Source organism: Deinococcus proteolyticus MRP (assembly GCF_000190555.1).
Classification (GTDB): domain Bacteria; phylum Deinococcota; class Deinococci; order Deinococcales; family Deinococcaceae; genus Deinococcus; species Deinococcus proteolyticus.
The window spans coordinates 528,877-545,000 of sequence record NC_015161.1; the positions used below are offsets into that span (position 1 = coordinate 528,877).

Annotated in this window: 15 protein-coding genes and 1 tRNA gene (1 of these 16 running past the window's edge); 11 read left to right on the forward strand and 5 right to left on the reverse strand. The window is 61.1% G+C overall.

What is annotated here, in order from left to right; genetic code table 11:
* The first annotated feature begins 29 nt into the window (after positions 1-29).
* Together DEIPR_RS02665 and DEIPR_RS02670 are read left to right on the forward strand one after the other, a co-directional pair.
* Positions 30-106, forward strand: a tRNA-Arg gene (locus tag DEIPR_RS02665).
* A 71-nt stretch (positions 107-177) separates the two neighbouring features.
* Positions 178-855: an alpha/beta hydrolase gene (locus DEIPR_RS02670; protein WP_013614293.1), complete on the forward strand. Its 678-nt coding sequence runs from the start codon at positions 178-180 to the stop codon at positions 853-855.
* 58 nt (positions 856-913) lie between these two features.
* Here DEIPR_RS02670 and DEIPR_RS02675 read toward each other — a convergent pair whose 3' ends face one another.
* Complete coding sequence (locus DEIPR_RS02675; RefSeq protein ID WP_083801525.1) at positions 914-1,348, reverse strand: IS630 family transposase; 435 nt, start codon at positions 1,346-1,348, stop codon at positions 914-916.
* A gap of 92 nt (positions 1,349-1,440) precedes the next feature.
* Between DEIPR_RS02675 and DEIPR_RS02680 the strand changes: the two genes are divergently transcribed.
* From DEIPR_RS02680 to DEIPR_RS13870, 5 genes are all read left to right on the forward strand, one after another.
* Positions 1,441-2,502 carry an IS4 family transposase gene (locus DEIPR_RS02680; protein ID WP_013614294.1) on the forward strand — a complete coding sequence of 354 codons (1,062 nt, stop codon included), beginning with the start codon at positions 1,441-1,443 and terminating at the stop codon, positions 2,500-2,502.
* Between the two features lie 158 nt (positions 2,503-2,660).
* Entirely contained in the window at positions 2,661-3,029 is a 369-nt protein-coding gene (locus DEIPR_RS02685) for a winged helix-turn-helix domain-containing protein (protein WP_169310663.1), read from the forward strand.
* The gene (locus tag DEIPR_RS14865; RefSeq protein ID WP_083801527.1) at positions 3,026-3,520 is read left to right on the forward strand and encodes a transposase; all 495 of its coding nucleotides are present in this window, start codon (positions 3,026-3,028) and stop codon (positions 3,518-3,520) included. The genes DEIPR_RS02685 and DEIPR_RS14865 overlap by 4 nt, the downstream gene beginning before the upstream one ends.
* Before the next feature lie 551 nt (positions 3,521-4,071).
* Positions 4,072-5,055 (forward strand): IS4 family transposase, encoded by a 984-nt coding sequence (locus DEIPR_RS02695; RefSeq protein WP_041222302.1) that lies wholly within the window; start codon positions 4,072-4,074, stop codon positions 5,053-5,055.
* Positions 5,056-5,075: 20 nt separating this feature from the next.
* Positions 5,076-5,579, forward strand: a complete 504-nt coding sequence (locus DEIPR_RS13870; RefSeq protein WP_245532733.1) for an SLATT domain-containing protein — start codon at positions 5,076-5,078, stop codon at positions 5,577-5,579.
* A gap of 47 nt (positions 5,580-5,626) precedes the next feature.
* On the opposite strand, the gene carB is transcribed toward DEIPR_RS13870, so the two are convergent.
* The 3 genes from carB to DEIPR_RS14530 all read right to left on the reverse strand — a co-directional run bounded on the left by carB (position 5,627) and on the right by DEIPR_RS14530 (position 10,505).
* The gene (carB, locus tag DEIPR_RS02700) at positions 5,627-8,698 is read right to left on the reverse strand and encodes a carbamoyl-phosphate synthase large subunit (protein ID WP_013614296.1); all 3,072 of its coding nucleotides are present in this window, start codon (positions 8,696-8,698) and stop codon (positions 5,627-5,629) included.
* A gap of 257 nt (positions 8,699-8,955) precedes the next feature.
* Positions 8,956-9,249 (reverse strand): hypothetical protein, encoded by a 294-nt coding sequence (locus DEIPR_RS02705; RefSeq protein ID WP_013614297.1) that lies wholly within the window; start codon positions 9,247-9,249, stop codon positions 8,956-8,958.
* Between the two features lie 200 nt (positions 9,250-9,449).
* The gene (locus DEIPR_RS14530) at positions 9,450-10,505 is read right to left on the reverse strand and encodes a BON domain-containing protein (protein ID WP_013614298.1); all 1,056 of its coding nucleotides are present in this window, start codon (positions 10,503-10,505) and stop codon (positions 9,450-9,452) included.
* Between the two features lie 335 nt (positions 10,506-10,840).
* Here DEIPR_RS14530 and DEIPR_RS02715 point away from each other — a divergent pair, with 335 nt between their 5' ends.
* From DEIPR_RS02715 to DEIPR_RS02725, 3 genes are read left to right on the forward strand one after another with little or no spacing between them, the layout of a single operon-like run.
* Positions 10,841-12,103 carry an argininosuccinate synthase gene (locus DEIPR_RS02715; RefSeq protein WP_013614299.1) on the forward strand — a complete coding sequence of 421 codons (1,263 nt, stop codon included), beginning with the start codon at positions 10,841-10,843 and terminating at the stop codon, positions 12,101-12,103.
* 8 nt (positions 12,104-12,111) lie between these two features.
* Positions 12,112-13,521, forward strand: coding sequence for an argininosuccinate lyase (argH, locus tag DEIPR_RS02720; protein WP_013614300.1), 1,410 nt, complete (start codon positions 12,112-12,114; stop codon positions 13,519-13,521).
* 12 nt (positions 13,522-13,533) lie between these two features.
* On the forward strand, positions 13,534-13,947 hold the full coding sequence (locus DEIPR_RS02725) for a hypothetical protein (RefSeq protein ID WP_013614301.1): 414 nt from the start codon (positions 13,534-13,536) through the stop codon (positions 13,945-13,947).
* 159 nt (positions 13,948-14,106) lie between these two features.
* Here the strand turns inward: DEIPR_RS02725 and DEIPR_RS02730 are convergent, their stop codons facing one another.
* Positions 14,107-15,222, reverse strand: coding sequence for a nitric oxide synthase oxygenase (locus tag DEIPR_RS02730; protein ID WP_013614302.1), 1,116 nt, complete (start codon positions 15,220-15,222; stop codon positions 14,107-14,109).
* A 334-nt stretch (positions 15,223-15,556) separates the two neighbouring features.
* Between DEIPR_RS02730 and DEIPR_RS02735 the strand changes: the two genes are divergently transcribed.
* On the forward strand, positions 15,557-16,124 hold the 5' end (the start) of the coding sequence (locus DEIPR_RS02735; protein ID WP_013614304.1) for a hypothetical protein. The gene runs 1,262 nt beyond the window's last position; 568 of the gene's 1,830 nt are visible here — the first part of the coding sequence; it begins with the start codon at positions 15,557-15,559; the stop codon falls past the right edge of the window.

The following is a 16,124-nucleotide window of genomic DNA, read 5'->3' on the forward strand; positions in this document are numbered from 1 at the left end:
ACATTTGCTCCTGCGCTGTATTCACACCCGCACCCGTAGCTCAGTCGGATAGAGCGGCCCCCTCCTAAGGGGCAGGCCACAGGTTCGATTCCTGTCGGGTGCACCACCCGGACAGCCCCTGCCCCAGCGGTGGGGGCTTTTGCTTTGGCCTGCTTTGGCCCGCTCCATACTGAACCCATGACCACCCACCCCGCCCGCCTGAGCGCCCGCCCTGACCCCACCGCTTCCCACGCGCCCCCCGCCGAGCGCGGCCTGCTGCCGCTTGGGCTGGGGCAGGGGAGAGACGGGCTGCTGTACGTGCCCACCACTCACCCGCTGGAAGGGCCACGCCCGCTGCTGGTGGCTTGCCACGGCGCGGGAAGTACCGCCAGCCATTCTATCCGCCCCTTCGTGGACGCTGCCGAGCAGCACGGCCTTATTCTGTTGGCCTGCGACTCACGCGGCGGCACCTGGGATGTGATTCGCGGCGGCTACGGCCCCGACGTGGACTTTATAGACCGTGCCCTGGCCCTGGTGTTCAGCCGCTACGCCATAGACCCGCAGCACCTGGCGCTGGACGGCTTTTCGGACGGGGCCAGCTACGCCCTGTCGCTGGGCCTGGGCAACGGCGACCTGTTCAGCCACCTGCTTGGCTTTTCGCCTGGTTTCCTGGCCCCCGCCGCGCAGGTGGGCCAGCCGCGCATTTTCGTGTCGCACGGCACCGCAGACCGCGTGCTCCCGATCGACCGCTGTGGGCGGGTAATTCGGGAGCAGCTGGAAGGCGCGGGGCACGACCTGCACTACGTGGAGTTTGAAGGCGGGCATACCGTACCGCCAGAGGTGCAGCGGGAGGCACTGGCGTGGTGGCTGGGGTGAGAGAAGAAGGGGAAGGCATCGGGCTGTTTATCATTCAGGAGACTCAGGGCTAAAACTGTTATTGATAGCGGCGTAAGTTGGCGTCCATAAGCTGACGGGGCAGGTGAATATAGCGGACCCGCTGCCAGGCGGTGACAAGCCTCTTTTTCAGCGCTCTGATGGAGTGGGCACAAAAGTTCCCCAACACATTGCGCTTGACGTAGGCCCACACCAACTCGATCGGGTTCAACTCTGGAGCATACGGAGGCAGAAAGATCAGAGAGAGGCGTTCGTGGGAACCCACGAACGCCTGGGTTACTTTCGCGTGATGAATTTTCGCATTGTCCAGCACCACGACGATGTTCCCCTGAACTTGGCGCAGGATGTGCCCAAAGAATCGGATGACCTCTCCACTGCGGATCGCTCCGGATGTTGTGTGCTGGAAGAATCGTCCATCTGAAGTGATCGCCCCAATCGTCGAAAGCTTCTCCCAGTTCGCTCTGAGCGTGACCAGGGGCGCTGACTACCCCTCAAAACTCCGGCAATCCCGTCTGAGACGCAAATTCTGTAGACACAAAAAGAGCTGGTTCATAAGGTGTATCTGCGATGAACCACCTGAACCAGCCCCCCCAAGATAGCCTCTTCACTGCCTTGCGTCCCTTTTTCCGTATTGACCAGCGACGGTTCACCGTCCTGGTCGCGTTGATTCTGGCGATCATCCAGCAGCGCAGCGTGGTGCTGAACAATCTGAAAGCTACGATCACTTTGCCAGGTAGTCGAGAAATGCGGTATCAACGCCTTCTGCGCTTTGTTCAGTTTTTGATTCCAGAGGAGATGTATCTGAAGTTTGCGCTTCACGTGCTGGGTACGGATGAGCTGACGCTCATCCTGGACCGGACGAACTGGAAACTGGGCAAGAGGGACGTCAACATCCTGATGCTGTCTGCGGTATGGGAAGGGTTCAGTTTGCCGCTGATGTGGCGTTTTCTCCCGCACGGGGGAAGCAGCGATCAGCGAATACGTAAGGAGCTGATGGCTGATTTTCTGCGTCACTGTCCACAGGTCCACATCGACGGTCTGCTTGCAGACCGTGAATTCATCGGCCAGGACTGGTTTACGTTCCTGAGCGAACATGGGATTGCTCCCTGTATCCGGCTGCGGAGTGACACCAAGATGGACAGCTTACCTGTCCACGTCTTCGCTAAGAAAATGCAGGTGGGAGAGGTTCGCGTCTGGCACAGCTCTATGGTGGTGTACGGGGTCAGACTCCGTGTTCTGGCACTGAAGGTCTCGAAGACGGAGATGCTGTACCTGGCCTACAAGGGCAGAGCAGATCAGAATTTGCGGAAGTACGCACTGCGCTGGCAGTGCGAAAACCTGCACGCTGCACTGAAAACCAGAGGCTTCGATCTGGAAGCGACCGGATTGACCCAGGCCGAGCGGGTGTCAACGCTGCTGATGGTGATCGCCATCAGCTTCATTTGGTGTTTGCGGACAGGTACGGTTCTGCTGCTTGAAGGCAACGTGGAGACCATGAAGGCCAAGCGCCAGAAAGCGCATGGCTACGCCAGCAAAAGTCTGTTTCGACTGGGCTTGGACGAGTTGCGAGATTTGCTCAGTCACCCAAGCCCTGAAAATTGGAACCGTCTAAGTAGCTTCCGGGTGTAGACTAAGTCATCAGACGACTTGACCCCCAACTGACTCCTGAAGACGAAACTCGGCTCCAGCAATTAATGTTTTCGACTGATGTCCTTCCATGTGAGCGCAAACGGTACTTTGCCCTCTGGCATGCTCACCAGGGACTATCCTCCTACAAGATTGCAGGCATGGGTATCCTGACTGCTACCCGCGTACGTCGTGTCATTACCCTTTACCGCGAAGGTGGCCTAGATGCGCTCAAAGAGCGCATCCACCCTGGAAGCAAGAGTCAGATTACGCCTGAGATTGGCGAAGATTTGAAACGGCTGATTGCTCAAGATGACCGAGTGTGGACCGCCAAGACAGTGGGTGAATATCTCGTCCAAGAACATGGCATACACCTCAAACACACGGCTATTACGGACCAGCTCCATAAGCTGGGACTGACTTGGCAGCGTACCCGCTACGTCGTTGCTGGACAAGCTGACCCAGAGGAAAAAGCCAGGTTCAAGGAAAACCTTGAAGTGGTAAAAAGGGGGCCAAGTTCGGCCTCCTGAAACTTCTTTTCCTCGACGAAGCCGCTATTTGGTTGACTCAACCCAATACCTATAGCTGGCGACCTATTCAGCAGCCCCTCCGTGTACCCACGAGTAAAGCTCGTGGTATCCGTGCCCGATTGAACTTAATGGGAGTTGTGGAATATGGGTCTGGAACAGTGTTTTACCGAGAGATAGAGGGAAATACTACAGGTCAGGCCGTTGTGGATTTCATCGAGGTTCTTGCTGCTGATGCGAATCCAGAATGTCCTACGGTTGTCCTTGTGGACCGAGCAAGTGTGCACACTTGCTCGGCAGTGAACCAGCAACGGAAGAGGTGGCAGGACCTCGGTCTCATCATCGCCCATCTCCCCGCCTACAGCCCTGAACTCAATGATATGGAGCCCCAGTGGCGACACCTGAAATATCAAGAGTTGCCAGAACGCCACTACCAGAACAAAACAGATTTGCGAAGGGCAGTTGGTGGAGCCAACTGGGGAATTGCAATATGATGCAATCTACACCTGGAAGCTACTTAGCACGGCTTGTCCCGCGTTTTGAGGGGTAGTCAGACTATTATGATTACATGACTAGAGATTTCTTCCGATATCTAAGCAATGTTGATAGAAGTCAAATGTATTGGAATGCTCCGGGAAGTGGACAGAGAGTGTACAGGAAAGGAGCGTTCGAGTTGAAAGCCACTACTGCATATAATCAATCTCTGGAAGGTATAAGTCATTATATTTCTAATAGTAACTGGAGTGCTAGGCAGGCATTCAGGAACATCTATGGAAATTACTTCCCAAACTAAGGAATTAGCGCGGCAAAGCTACGGTGGACTCTCAGTAGGTGACAACTTCGGTTTGACCTCGTTCCAGACGGGAAGAACTCAAGAGAGAGCCCCATCAAGCTTGATGGGGCTCTCTCTTCGCGGTCTCCTGGGAGTGTGAAATCAACAGAATCCGCTGCCCAGCAGGCTACCGTACTGACCCGCCACTTCAAAGTACACGCGAGTCACCTCCGCATTGACACCCTTCAGCGGCTGATCGATGTGCTTCTGGCGATGATTGCCGCGAGGAGCATCAATCATCACGACCTGAGTCCTCACATGCCCGGTATCAGCACGCCGCAAGCCAAGAAAAGAAGGGCGGACCGAACCTTCCGGGATGAGCAGCTGGACATGGACTTTTTCATCGCTCTGCTCGTCGTCCATCTTCCACCGGGGAAGGTGTTGCTGAGTCTGGACCGCACCAATTGGGAGCATGGGGAAACGCCCATCAATTTTCTGGTGCTTGGAGCCGTGGTTCATGGCTTCACCCTGCCCCTGATTTGGGTTCCTCTTGATGAGTCTGGGAACAGCCACACCTACGCCCGTATGTGGCTGGTGTTGAAGCTCCTCCGCGTCTTGCCAGCGAAACGCTGGCAAGGCCTGGTGGCTGACCGTGAGTTCATCGGTGCGGAGTGGTTCCGTTTTCTCCGTCGTCAAGGCATCAAGCGGGCGATCCGCATTCGGCACAGCGACATGCTGGACGACATGAATGGGAAGGAATGGTTTAAGCACGTCCAGCACGGGCATTTCCATGAAATCGACGAAAAGGTGTTCGTGTTTGGCGAACTCATGCGGGTGGTCGCGACGAGGTCATCCACAGGTGACCTCGTCATCATTGCCACAGATTTCAGCGCTCGGAAGACCTGGAAGCTGTACAAGCAGCGCTGGTCAATCGAGTGCACCTTCAGCAGCTTCAAGAAGCGAGGCTTCGACCTGGAGCGGACTGGGATTACGGAAAGGAGCCGTCTACAGCGGCTCTTTGGCCTGGTGACACTGGCCTGGATGTTCTGCTTGCGTCTGGGAGTCTGGCTCGGCCAGACTCATCCCATTCCCGTTTTGAAGCACGGTCGTAGAGAGGTCAGCCTGGTCCGGCACGGTGCTCAGCATCTCGTAGACGCTCTACGGTGGAAACCCAAACAGTTCATGGCTGTCCTAGACCTGCTGACCCAGCCTTTTTGCCCACCAGGAGGGGCTGGAAGTGAAGTTGTCACCTACTGAGCGGTGGACTCTACGAGCAGATTCGCCAATTATATGGCAGGACTGCATATTCACACAAGACGCATGAAAAACAAGCCGACCTAGAGTTAGAACTCTATAAACGCCTCACAAACGGACAGATTTGGTTTTCAGCGTTAACAACGACCAGTCTGATTTTAGCCCTTCTTGGCGATAATAAATTGGGAACGATTGTTGGCGCGTTAATAGCTACTTTGCAATTTGGATTAACTATCTACCTCAAAGAAATTAATCTTCAGGAGAAGGCAAGTAGTCATTCGGAAACAGCCCAGGCATTATGGAGTGTGCGTGAAGATTTGATGTCCCTTATAACAGATATGCATGATAATAGGCTTGATATTGATGAGGTTGTTGAGAAGAGGAGGGAAATGTTGGATAGGTTGCTACATATATATTCGGCGTCGCTAAGGACAAGTTCTAGAGCTTACGCCATGGCGCAAAATTCTCTAAAGCGAGCAGGAGACTTATCTTTTGGGGAAGAAGAGCTTGATAATTTAATAAATTAGCTTAGCTGGAGTTTTAGATATTTTCTCCAGCTAATTCTTTCAATTGCTCACTTAACCCACTCCTGCAACCCAGTAACCCCCAACTCCCCAGCATCTACCGCCACCTTAATCGCCTTAGCGGTCCACTCGGCAGCTTCCCGGGTGGTCACAATCGCTTTGCCACGCTCCAGCGCCTGCCGCAGCAGCCCGCTCTCGGTGGTGTCAATCAAGAGGTCGGGCAGGTCCTGTCCAGCCTCGCGGCTCACGCTGAGGCCCGCGCTTTCCAGCATGGCGGCTACGTCATCCAGGCCTTCGCCCAACACGACTGCCGAGCCGCTGAGGGGCAGCATGTTCTTGGCCCCAATCTGGGCGCGGTAGAAGGCCAGGTACGGGTCACGGTCAATGCCCATGCTCTCGCCGGTGCTCTTCATTTCCGGCCCCAGGATGGGCTGCACGCCCGCGAACTTCAGGAACGGCAGATGGACTTCCTTTACCGAATACATGCCAGGCACGGGGGTTTCGCGCAGGCCAATCTGCTCCAGCGTTTCGCCAGCGGCGATGCGGGCGGCGTACTTGGCAAGCGGGTGCCCAGTGGCTTTGGACACGTAGGGCACGGTGCGGCTGGCGCGGGGGTTGGCCTCCAGGATGTAGGGCACGCCGTCCTTGACTGCATACTGCACGTTCATCAAGCCCCTTACGCCCAGTTCCAGCGCCAGGCGCTCGGTGGTCTTCTTGACCGTCTCCAGCAGCTCGGCGCTCAGGCTGACGGGGGGGATGATGCAGGCCGAGTCGCCCGAGTGAACCCCAGCCGCCTCAATGTGCTCCATGATGCCCGCGACCACAGCGCTCTGGCCGTCGCACAGGCAGTCCACGTCCAGCTCCAGCGCCCCTTCCAGGAACTGGTCCAGCAGGATGCTCGGCTGGCCTTCTACGGCCGCGTACACTTCCTTCAGGTAGGTTTTCAGCTCGGGCATGGAGCGCACCGTCCGCATGGCGCGGCCCCCCAGCACGTAGGAGGGGCGGGCCATCAGCGGGAAGCCCAGTTCCTCGGCCAGTCGCTCGGCCTGCGTGGGGGTGGCGGCCACTTTGCCCAGCGGCTGCGGAATGCCCAGGCGTTCGCACAGCTCGTTGAAGCTGGCGCGGTCCTCGGCCTGGTGAATGGTTTCGGGGCTGGTGCCGATGATGGGTGCGCCCGCGTCCGCCAGCCGCTGCGCCAGCTTCAGCGGGGTCTGTCCGCCAAGCTGCACAATCACGCCCACGGGTTTTTCGTGCTCGATGATGTTCATCACGTCTTCAAAGGTGAGCGGCTCGAAGTACAGGCGGTCCGCCGTGTCGTAGTCGGTGGACACGGTTTCGGGGTTGGAGTTGACCATGATGGTCTCATAGCCCGCCTCTTGCAGCGCCCACACGGCATGCACGGTGGCGTAATCAAACTCCACGCCCTGCCCGATGCGGTTGGGACCGCTGCCCAGAATCACCACTTTGGGCTTGTCAGTGGAGCGCACTTCGTCTTCCCACTCATAGGTGGAGTAGTGGTATGGGGTAAACGCCTCAAACTCGGCGGCACAGGTGTCCACCGTCTTGTAGACGGGGGTGGCTTTGGCCTTCTTACGTAGCTCGCGCACCTGCAACTCGCTCAGGTTCACGATTTCGCCCAGGCGGGCATCAGAAAAGCCCAGGCGCTTGATTTCGCGCCAGTATTCATATTTCCACTCGGCAATCGGGCCAAGCGCGGCGATTTCCTTTTCCGCGTCAATGATTTCGCGGATTTGGTTCAGGAACCAGGTGTTGATTTTGGTCGCGTCGTGCAGTGCGTCCACGCTCTCGCCCCGGCGAATCAGCTCAATCACCGCTTCGATGCGGCGGGGGTTGGGGTAGAGGAGGGAGCGCAATTCATCGCGGGTCATGGCGGCGAATTCACCGCGCACATCGGCCTCAATCGAGCGCAGCGCCTTTTGCAGCGATTCCTTGAAGGTGCGGCCAATCGCCATTACCTCGCCCACCGAGCGCATCTGCGTGCCCAGCGCGTCGGGCGTGCCGGGGAACTTCTCGAAGGCGAAGCGCGGAATCTTGGTCACCACATAGTCAATGGTGGGTTCAAAGGCGGCGGGCGTTTCCTTGGTGATGTCGTTGGGCAGCTCGTCAAGGTGATAGCCCACCGCCAGCAGCGCAGCAATCTTGGCGATAGGAAAGCCCGTCGCCTTGCTCGCCAGCGCCGAGGAGCGGCTCACGCGGGGGTTCATCTCAATCACAATCACGCGCCCGTCTTCGGGGTTCACGGCGTACTGAATGTTGGAGCCGCCGGTATCTACCCCAATCTCACGAATGATTTTCAGCGACTGGTCGCGCAGTTCCTGATACTCCACGTCGCTCAGCGTCTGCGCGGGGGCCACCGTGATGGAGTCGCCGGTATGCACGCCCATCGGGTCGAAGTTCTCGATAGAGGTGATGATGACCACCGTGTCGGCGGTGTCACGCATCACTTCCAGCTCGTATTCCTTCCAGCCCAGGATGGATTCTTCCAGCAGCACGCTGGTCACGGGGCTATCGCGCAGGCCGCCCTCGGTGATTTTCAGGAAATCTTCGTAGGTGTGGGCGATGCCGCCGCCCGTGCCGCCCAGCGTGAAGCTAGGACGGATGACGACGGGCAGGCCCAGTTCCTTTTGGTACTCGATGGCCTCTTCCATCGAGTGGACCATCTTGCCGCGTGCCGTTTCCACGCCGATTTTCTGCATGGCGGCCTGGAAGGCTTCGCGGTCTTCGCCCTTGTGGATGGCTTCGGCATTCGCGCCAATCAGCTCCACGCCGAATTCTTCCAGCGTGCCGTTCTCGTGCAGCTCCATCGCCAGGTTCAGGGCCGTCTGGCCGCCCAGCGTGGGCAGTACGGCGTCGGGGCGCTCCTTCTCAATCACCCGGCGCACGAACTCTGGGGTGAGCGGCTCCAGATAGGTCGCGTCGGCCAGGTCGGGGTCGGTCATGATGGTGGCCGGGTTGGAGTTCACCAGAATGACGCGGTAGCCCTCGCTCTTGAGCGCCTTGAGCGCCTGGGTGCCGGAATAGTCGAACTCGGCCGCTTGCCCAATTTGAATGGGGCCGCTGCCGAGAATCAGGATGGTCTGGAGGTCAGTTCGCTTAGGCATTCCAGATACGTAGTATGTCACGGGAAGAGGGGATAGGGGGCAAGAGCGGCATGGGGCCACCTGCGGGGTGTTGGTGGCCGGCTTAGGCTCCGGGTAGACAGGGAGTGTCACTTGCGGTCCGCGTTGCTGCGCCGGCCGGGCAGGTGTGTTCTTGCCCACTTGCCCTGGCTGCAGCTGCGTCACGCAAGCTGGCAGAACGCCACAGCAAAAAAGCCGGGGCCGCAGCCCCAGCTTCCCTTTTCCGCAGGCTGCCGGGCTTACTGCCGGTTGTCTTCGTCCGCGATGCGGTGGCCCTGGCTGGCCCCGTCGTCGGTCTTGCTGCTGCCAGGAGTGGTCATGGTGGCGGTTTCGCCGGTGGTATGGTCGCCGGTGGTCAGGTTGCTGGTATCCGCAGTGCTGGCCTCCCCGTCACCGCTGCTCAGGTCGCCCATGCCGCTGTAGCTGCTGGACATGCCTTCGCCTTCCATCTCGCGGCCCAGCACGTTCTGAGGCTGCTCGCCGTTTCGTTTACCTTGCTGCACGTCCTGTCCGACCTTGTCTTTTTCCTGCATGGTGTGTCCTTTCCTGTGGGGGAGCCTGTCCCCCGCTCCCCGTTCAGCGTAGTGCGTGCCAGCTGTAGAGCCCCTTAGGGTTCGTTGAGAGACCCAGGCCTTCGGTGGCCTGTCGAGCCTTCTGCACCCAAACCTCCTGCGCCCCGTACGGGAGAAGCCAACCCCCCGTGGGCCCAGCTTCCGGCACTGCCGCAGAAAGGTTACTGGCGGTGATCTTCGCCGGCGATGCTGCTGCCCTGGCTGGTGCTGTCCTGGGTGGTGCTGCCGGGGGTGGTCAGGGTGGCCGTTTCGCCAGTATCACGGCTGCCGGTGGTCAGGTCGCCGCCACTCGGGACACCTGCGCTACTCATGTCCTGACCCGACATATCGCTGTGACCTGACATGCCGCCCGACTGCACGCGGACATGGTTGTGGACATCCTTCACACCGCGCACCCGCTCGGCGCAGTCCTCGGCATGGCGCTTTTGCTGGCGGTCGCTGACGGTGCCGGTCAGGGTGACTTCGCCGCCCTGCACCTGCACTTCAATCTCGCTGGCGTCCACATAGTGGTCATCATGCAGGGCGTCGCTGACCTCTTCCTTGATGCGCTCGTCGCTGCGCTGGTAGCCCTTGGGGCCCTTGCCCCGGTGGCTCTGGCCCTGCCCCAGGCCGGCCATGCTGCCGCCCACCGCGCTCTGGCCGTAACGGTCACCCTGGCTGTAGCGGTCCTGGCCGACACTGCCCAGCGGGCTATAGCTGCCCTGTCCAAGGCGGGACTGATCATAACTGGGCTGATCATGACTAGGCTGGCCGTAGCTGGACTGGCTGTAGCTGGACTGGCCGAAGTCGCGCCCCAGTTGGCCCTGGCCCGTGCTGTCCCTCTGTCCGAAGCCCCTCTGTCCAAAGCTGCTCTGGTCGGAGTTGCTCTGACGGTAGCTGCCCATGCCGCCCATGCTGCCCAGGCCGGAATCGGCGCCGTAGCCCATACCACCCGTCGGGCGGCCCATGCGGTCATAGCGGTCCTCGGTCATACCGGCACCGAAGCTGCCTTGGCGGTTGCCGCTGCCCATCATGCCGGAGTCGCGGAAGTCCTGGGTGTCACGGTAGGCGTCGCTGCCCATGCCCATGCTGCGGCGCGTCTGGTCCTGCCCATACTGGTCCTGGCCATATTGGCGGTCCATGTCGGTGCTGCCGGAGAAGTCAGAGCGACTGCGCCGGCCAGCACCTTGGCGGTCGTCGCGGTCATCTTCATAGCGGTCGTTGCGGAAACGGGTCATGGAATCCTCCTGTGCAGGATGACGGACGTGGGGCGTCCACGTCTCCATTCCTTGCTCAAATTGGCCTGCGCCTGCATTACAACACCTCCTTTTCATGGCGTGCCAGTCGGGAAACGGCCATTTTTCTCATTCGGTCTGTCCACTGTCTGTGCTGGCAGCTTGACCCGTTTCCGGCCCGGTGTTAGGCTTGCATAGCCATTCAGTTTCTCTGAATACACATTCAGCGATGACCCACGGCAGCAACGACGTCTAGGCCAGTCCGGTCCTGTTTCAGGACACGGGCGGCGTACTCACGTCGCCTTTTTTATGCCCCCCGAGTTCCTAAGGAGATTCCCATGACCCAGCGCGAAAAGATTGTGCTCGCCTACAGCGGCGGCCTCGACACCTCCATCATCATCAAGTGGCTGCAGCAGGAGCGTGGCTACGACGTGGTGGCCTTTACGGCCGACCTGGGACAGGGGGCAGAGGTAGACGAGGCACGCGAAAAGGCTATTAGGACCGGCGCAGTGAGTGCTTATGCGCTAGACCTGCGCGAAGAATTCGTCCGCGATTACGTGTTTCCCATGATGCGGTCCAGCGCTCTGTACGAGGGGTACTACCTGCTGGGCACCTCCATCGCCCGCCCCCTGATTGCCAAAAAGATGGTGGAGCTGGCCGAGAAAGAAGGCGCGGTGGCCGTTAGTCACGGCGCCACCGGCAAGGGAAACGACCAGGTGCGCTTCGAGCTGTCGGTGCTGTCCCTGAACCCGGAGTTGCAGACGGTCGCCCCCTGGCGCGAATGGGACTTTCAGGGCCGCGCCGACCTGGAAGCGTTCGCGCAGGAACACGGCATTCCGGTGCCCACCAGCAAGAAGTCGCCCTGGAGTATCGACGCCAACATGCTGCACGTGTCCTACGAGGGCGGCCTGCTGGAAGACCCCTGGGCCGAGCCACCCGCCGACCTGTGCAAGATGACCGCGAACCTGGAAGATGCGCCTGACCAGCCCGAATACGTGGAAATCGAGTATGTGAACGGCGACCCGGTGGCCATCAACGGCGAAGCCCTCAGCCCCGCCGCGCTGCTGCAAAAGGCCAACGAGCTGGGCGGCAAGCACGGCATCGGCCGGATTGACCTGGTGGAGAACCGCTTTGTGGGCATGAAGTCGCGCGGTATCTACGAAACGCCCGGCGGCACGGTGCTCTATCACGGCCGCCGCGCCGTGGAAAGTCTGACGCTGGACCGCGAGGTGCTGCACCAGCGTGACGCCCTGGGCCCCAAGTACGCCGAGCTGGTGTACAACGGCTTTTGGTTCGCCCCCGAGCGTGAAGCGTTGCAGGTCTACATGGACCATGTGGCGAGCCGTGTGACCGGCACTGCCCGCCTGAAGCTGTACAAGGGCAACTGCGTGGTGGTGGGCCGCAAGGCTCCGCGCAGCCTCTACGACCAGGAGCTGGTGTCGTTCGAGGCCGGCGGCGATTACCGTCAGGCCGACGCCGGGGCCTTTATCCGCCTGAACGCCCTGCGCCTGCGGGTCGAGAGCTGGGCCGACCGCGCCCGGAAGACACCTACGCCCGAAAGCTACGTGCCCAACGAACCTGAAGAGGTTCGGGGCGACTGAGGCGGGCCATGACCGAGCTGAACATGAACAAACCGGAAGCCAAGCTGTGGGGCGGCCGCTTTGCGGAGAGCACCGACGCCCTGGTCGAGAGGTTCAACGCTTCGGTGGCGTTCGACCAGCGCCTTGCCGAGCAGGACATTCGCGGCTCGCTGGCGCACGTGGCGATGCTGGGCGCGCAGGGCATCCTGAAAGGCGAGGAAGTCGCGCAGATTTCGCAGGGCCTGACGGAGATTCGTGAGGACATCCGCGCCGGGAAATTCGAGTGGCGCATAGACCGCGAGGACGTCCACATGAACGTGGAAGCGGCGCTGCGGGACCGCATCGGGCCGGTGGCCGGCAAACTGCACACGGCCCGCTCGCGCAACGACCAGGTGGCGGTGGATTTCCGCCTGTTCACCCTGGAAGCGGCGCTGGACCTGGCAGGGCTGACCCGGCAGCTGCGCCGCGTGCTGGTGGCCGAGGCGCAAAAGGCGCTGGACGCCGAAGTGATTTTGCCCGGTTACACCCACTTGCAAGTGGCGCAGCCTATCTTGCTGGCACACTGGTTCATGGCCTACGCCGAAATGCTGCGGCGTGACGAAGGCCGCCTGCGGGACGCCGCCGCCCGCATGGACGAATGCCCACTGGGCAGCTCGGCCCTGGCCGGCACGCCCTGGCCGGTGGACCGGCACGCAGTGGCCGGTGCTCTGGGTTTTTCCCGGCCCACGGCCAACAGCCTGGACGGCGTAGGCAGCCGCGATTTCGCCCTGGAATTCCTGGGGGCCTGCGCCATCCTCGCCGCGCACCTGTCACGCATGTCCGAGGAACTGATTCTCTATTCCAGTTTCGAGTTCGGCTTCATCACCCTGCCCGACAGCCACACCACCGGCAGCTCCATCATGCCGCAGAAGAAAAATCCGGATGTCTGCGAGCTGGCACGGGGCAAAACCGGCCGGGTGTTCGGGCATCTGCTGGGCCTGCTCACGGTGGTCAAGGGCACGCCGCTGGCCTACAACAAGGACCTGCAAGAGGACAAGGAAGGCGTGTTTGACACCTACGACACCCTGCAGGCCGTACTGCGCCTGTACGCCGACATGCTGCCCCGCACCGTCTGGCATGCGGACACCACCGAGGCGGCGGCGGCGCGTGGCTACTCCACCGCCACTGACCTGGCCGACTGGCTGGCGCAGCGCGGGGTGCCGTTCCGCGAGGCCCACGAGGTCGTGGGGTCGCTGGTGGGCCTCGCCGCACGCAGCGGGCGGCAGCTCTGGGAGCTGAGCGGCCCCGAACTGAGTGCCGCCCACCCCCTGCTGACCGCAGAGGTGGCCCAGGGCCTGACCGTCCGCCAGAGCGTACGCAGCCGCCAGAGCTACGGTGGCACCGCGCCCGAGCGGGTGGCGGAAGCGATTGCGGCTGCTCAGGCCGAGCTCGAAGGCTAGACTGTACCCATCATGAAAAGAGCCACTCTCCTGGCCGGCTTGACGCTGGTGGCCAGCCTGCCGGGCTGTGCGCCTGCTTACACTGCGGGCGGCACGTCTGGCCAGGTTCAGTTTGCGCAGGACGTCTTCTCGCGCGGGTCGGCGTTGGAACTCACCCAGGTGCGCCCCGATACTCCGCCCAACCAGTTCGTGCGCCTGCCCGACTGCGAGGCCGTGGCCTACTGGGGCGATATTCAGCGGGTGGGGCTGGTCGAGGCAGGCCAGCAATGTCTGCACTTCAGTCGGGGCGTGGGTACGCTGATGGGCGGCGTTGTGATCATAGGCTTCCTCCTGATTCTGCCTGTCCTGTATTTCTTCGGCATGATGGTGAAAGCGCTGGGTGGGCTGACAGGCAGCGCAGGAGCCGTGGAGCCTGCACCGAGGTAAGCGGGAGGGTGGAAGGGTGAGGCCAGGGCGGCGTTGAGCACCGCACGGAGTGCCGCCCAGGTTGGCCCATGGAGGGCCGCGTCCACCGGCCCCGCTTATTCAAGCGACCATTCAAGTGATGACCGGGAGCGTAGCTGGAGCGGGGCTCCACCGCCAGCTTCAGGGGAGCGGCTCTGTGCCGTGCGTGACCGGACAGCCGGAGAAGGCTGACCGCCGCGAATGAAAAAATCCCGGTGTCAGTTCGCGGTCCTCGCGGTAACTGCGTGCCCATACCGGCGTGGTGGCAGGGGAGAGGGGAGGAATCAGCCAGTCCCACTGCCCGTTGACCCGCCGTCCGGCGGCGCGCTCACGTTCCTCAAAGGCTACGAACTGCCGGGTCAGGCTGTGATGGTCGTCCAGCCGCACGCCAGCCGCATCGAAGGAGTGCAGCACGGCGCGGTTCAGCTCCACCAGCGCCCGGTCGCGCCACAGGCTGCGCTCACGCGCCGTGTCCAGGCCCAGCCGCTGCGCCAGCTCCGGCAGGCGGTCATAGCGGCCTTGGTCGGCCAGGTTCCGCGCACCGATTTCGGTTTCCATATACCAACCGTTGAACGGCGCGCAGGCGTAGGTCAGCCCCGCAAAGCGCAGTTCCATATTGCTGATGACCGGCAGCGCGTGCCAGCGCAGACCCAGGTCGCCCACTTCGGGGTGAACGATGGCCACTTCCTGAACATCGTCCGCCTGCCACTCGAACAGCTGCGTCCTGCCGCCAGTCTCGATGGCTACGGGCAACACATCGAAATCGCTGCGCTGCACTGGCGGCGACCAGCCCAGTGCGGTCAGCTCTGCGGTCAGGCGGCGGTTCTGGGGGTCGCCTAGGCCGTCCGGATACCCAGCGTAGCGAATCAGCTGGTCGTTGAGAATCCGCACGCCGGGGCCGAACACGCTGATGGTGCTGCGAATTCGGCCTCCATTCCAGGCCTGGCGCAGATGCCGCTGCAGCTCACGGAAGACCTGCTGCGGCTCACTGATATGCCGCAGGTCACGCACTGCCAGTGCCGGCCAGTAGCCCCTACCCACGCAGCGCGCCGCATTGCGCCAGGCCACCCGCGCGGCGAAGGTAAGGTGCTCGGTGGTCGGGTTGAAGGTGGTCCGGTCATGGGAAGCCAGCTCATGGGAAGCCAGCTCATGGGAAGCCAGCTCAGAGGTGTTCAGGGCTGGCTCTGAAAGGTTCTGTCCGGTCTCCCGGGCATACAACTCCAAAAAGTGGCGCACTTCTGCGGCTGCAGCTGTCATGGGTGGAGGAGGGAGCGGAGAGCTGCAATCCATATACCGAGCATAGGCAGCGGCCGGGAGAAGAATGACTCATCTGCTGTTCAAACGGTGGGAGCATGCGGAAATTCAGGTCTCAGACTGGCAGAGCGTCATAAATATTCATTTTCGCTGCGATGTGTTTTACATTGAAGAAATGAGATAGGGTTTCTGCTTTCTATTTCTGTTTCTGGACATAACATCAGCAAACCGATTAGCCGCTGGCTAACTGAGAATTGAATCCGGCCTGAGGGCCCTCCGGACCTGGGTGCTTCCAGCCGGACCCCATCACTACTTCCCAAGGAGCCGAGGAACTACCGTGGAGACTTTTCGTTACATCATCACCCGCGCCTGCTTGCAGGAGGGCAGCCTGCGCCTACAGCGTTATCTCAAGCCTCATTTTCCCCCAGAGGGCACGGTGCGGCTGTTCGACGACAGCGGGCATGAATACGGCGCCGAAATCAGTCAGGGTGAACGCCTGCTGGGGGTGGGGCCTTTTTACCGTGACCACAACCTCAGCGTGAACGATGTGGTCATGATTACGCCTCTGCTTCCCGGCTGCTACAAGGTGGAGGGCATCGTCAAGCCTTATGCCCGTCCCGAGCCGGCGCCTGAGCGTGAGCGGGGACGCACCGAAGCCGCTGTGGCGGCTGAGCCGGTAGACGAGAGCGGCGTCCGCGTGGTGGTCCACGCCAGTGCCCATGTCCGCGAAGTCCGGCTGCAGCGCCCTGAAGGCCCGGTGGCACAGCCCTGGGCATCCATGGAACGCGAGACGGCTGAACGTGCTGAGCGGGCCGGACGCTACGCCGTGCCGCCTCTGGCACGCGGGGTCGCTGCTACAGATGAGCCGAAAGCCGCTCAGGACAGCATGGGTTCCAAGCGGGTTC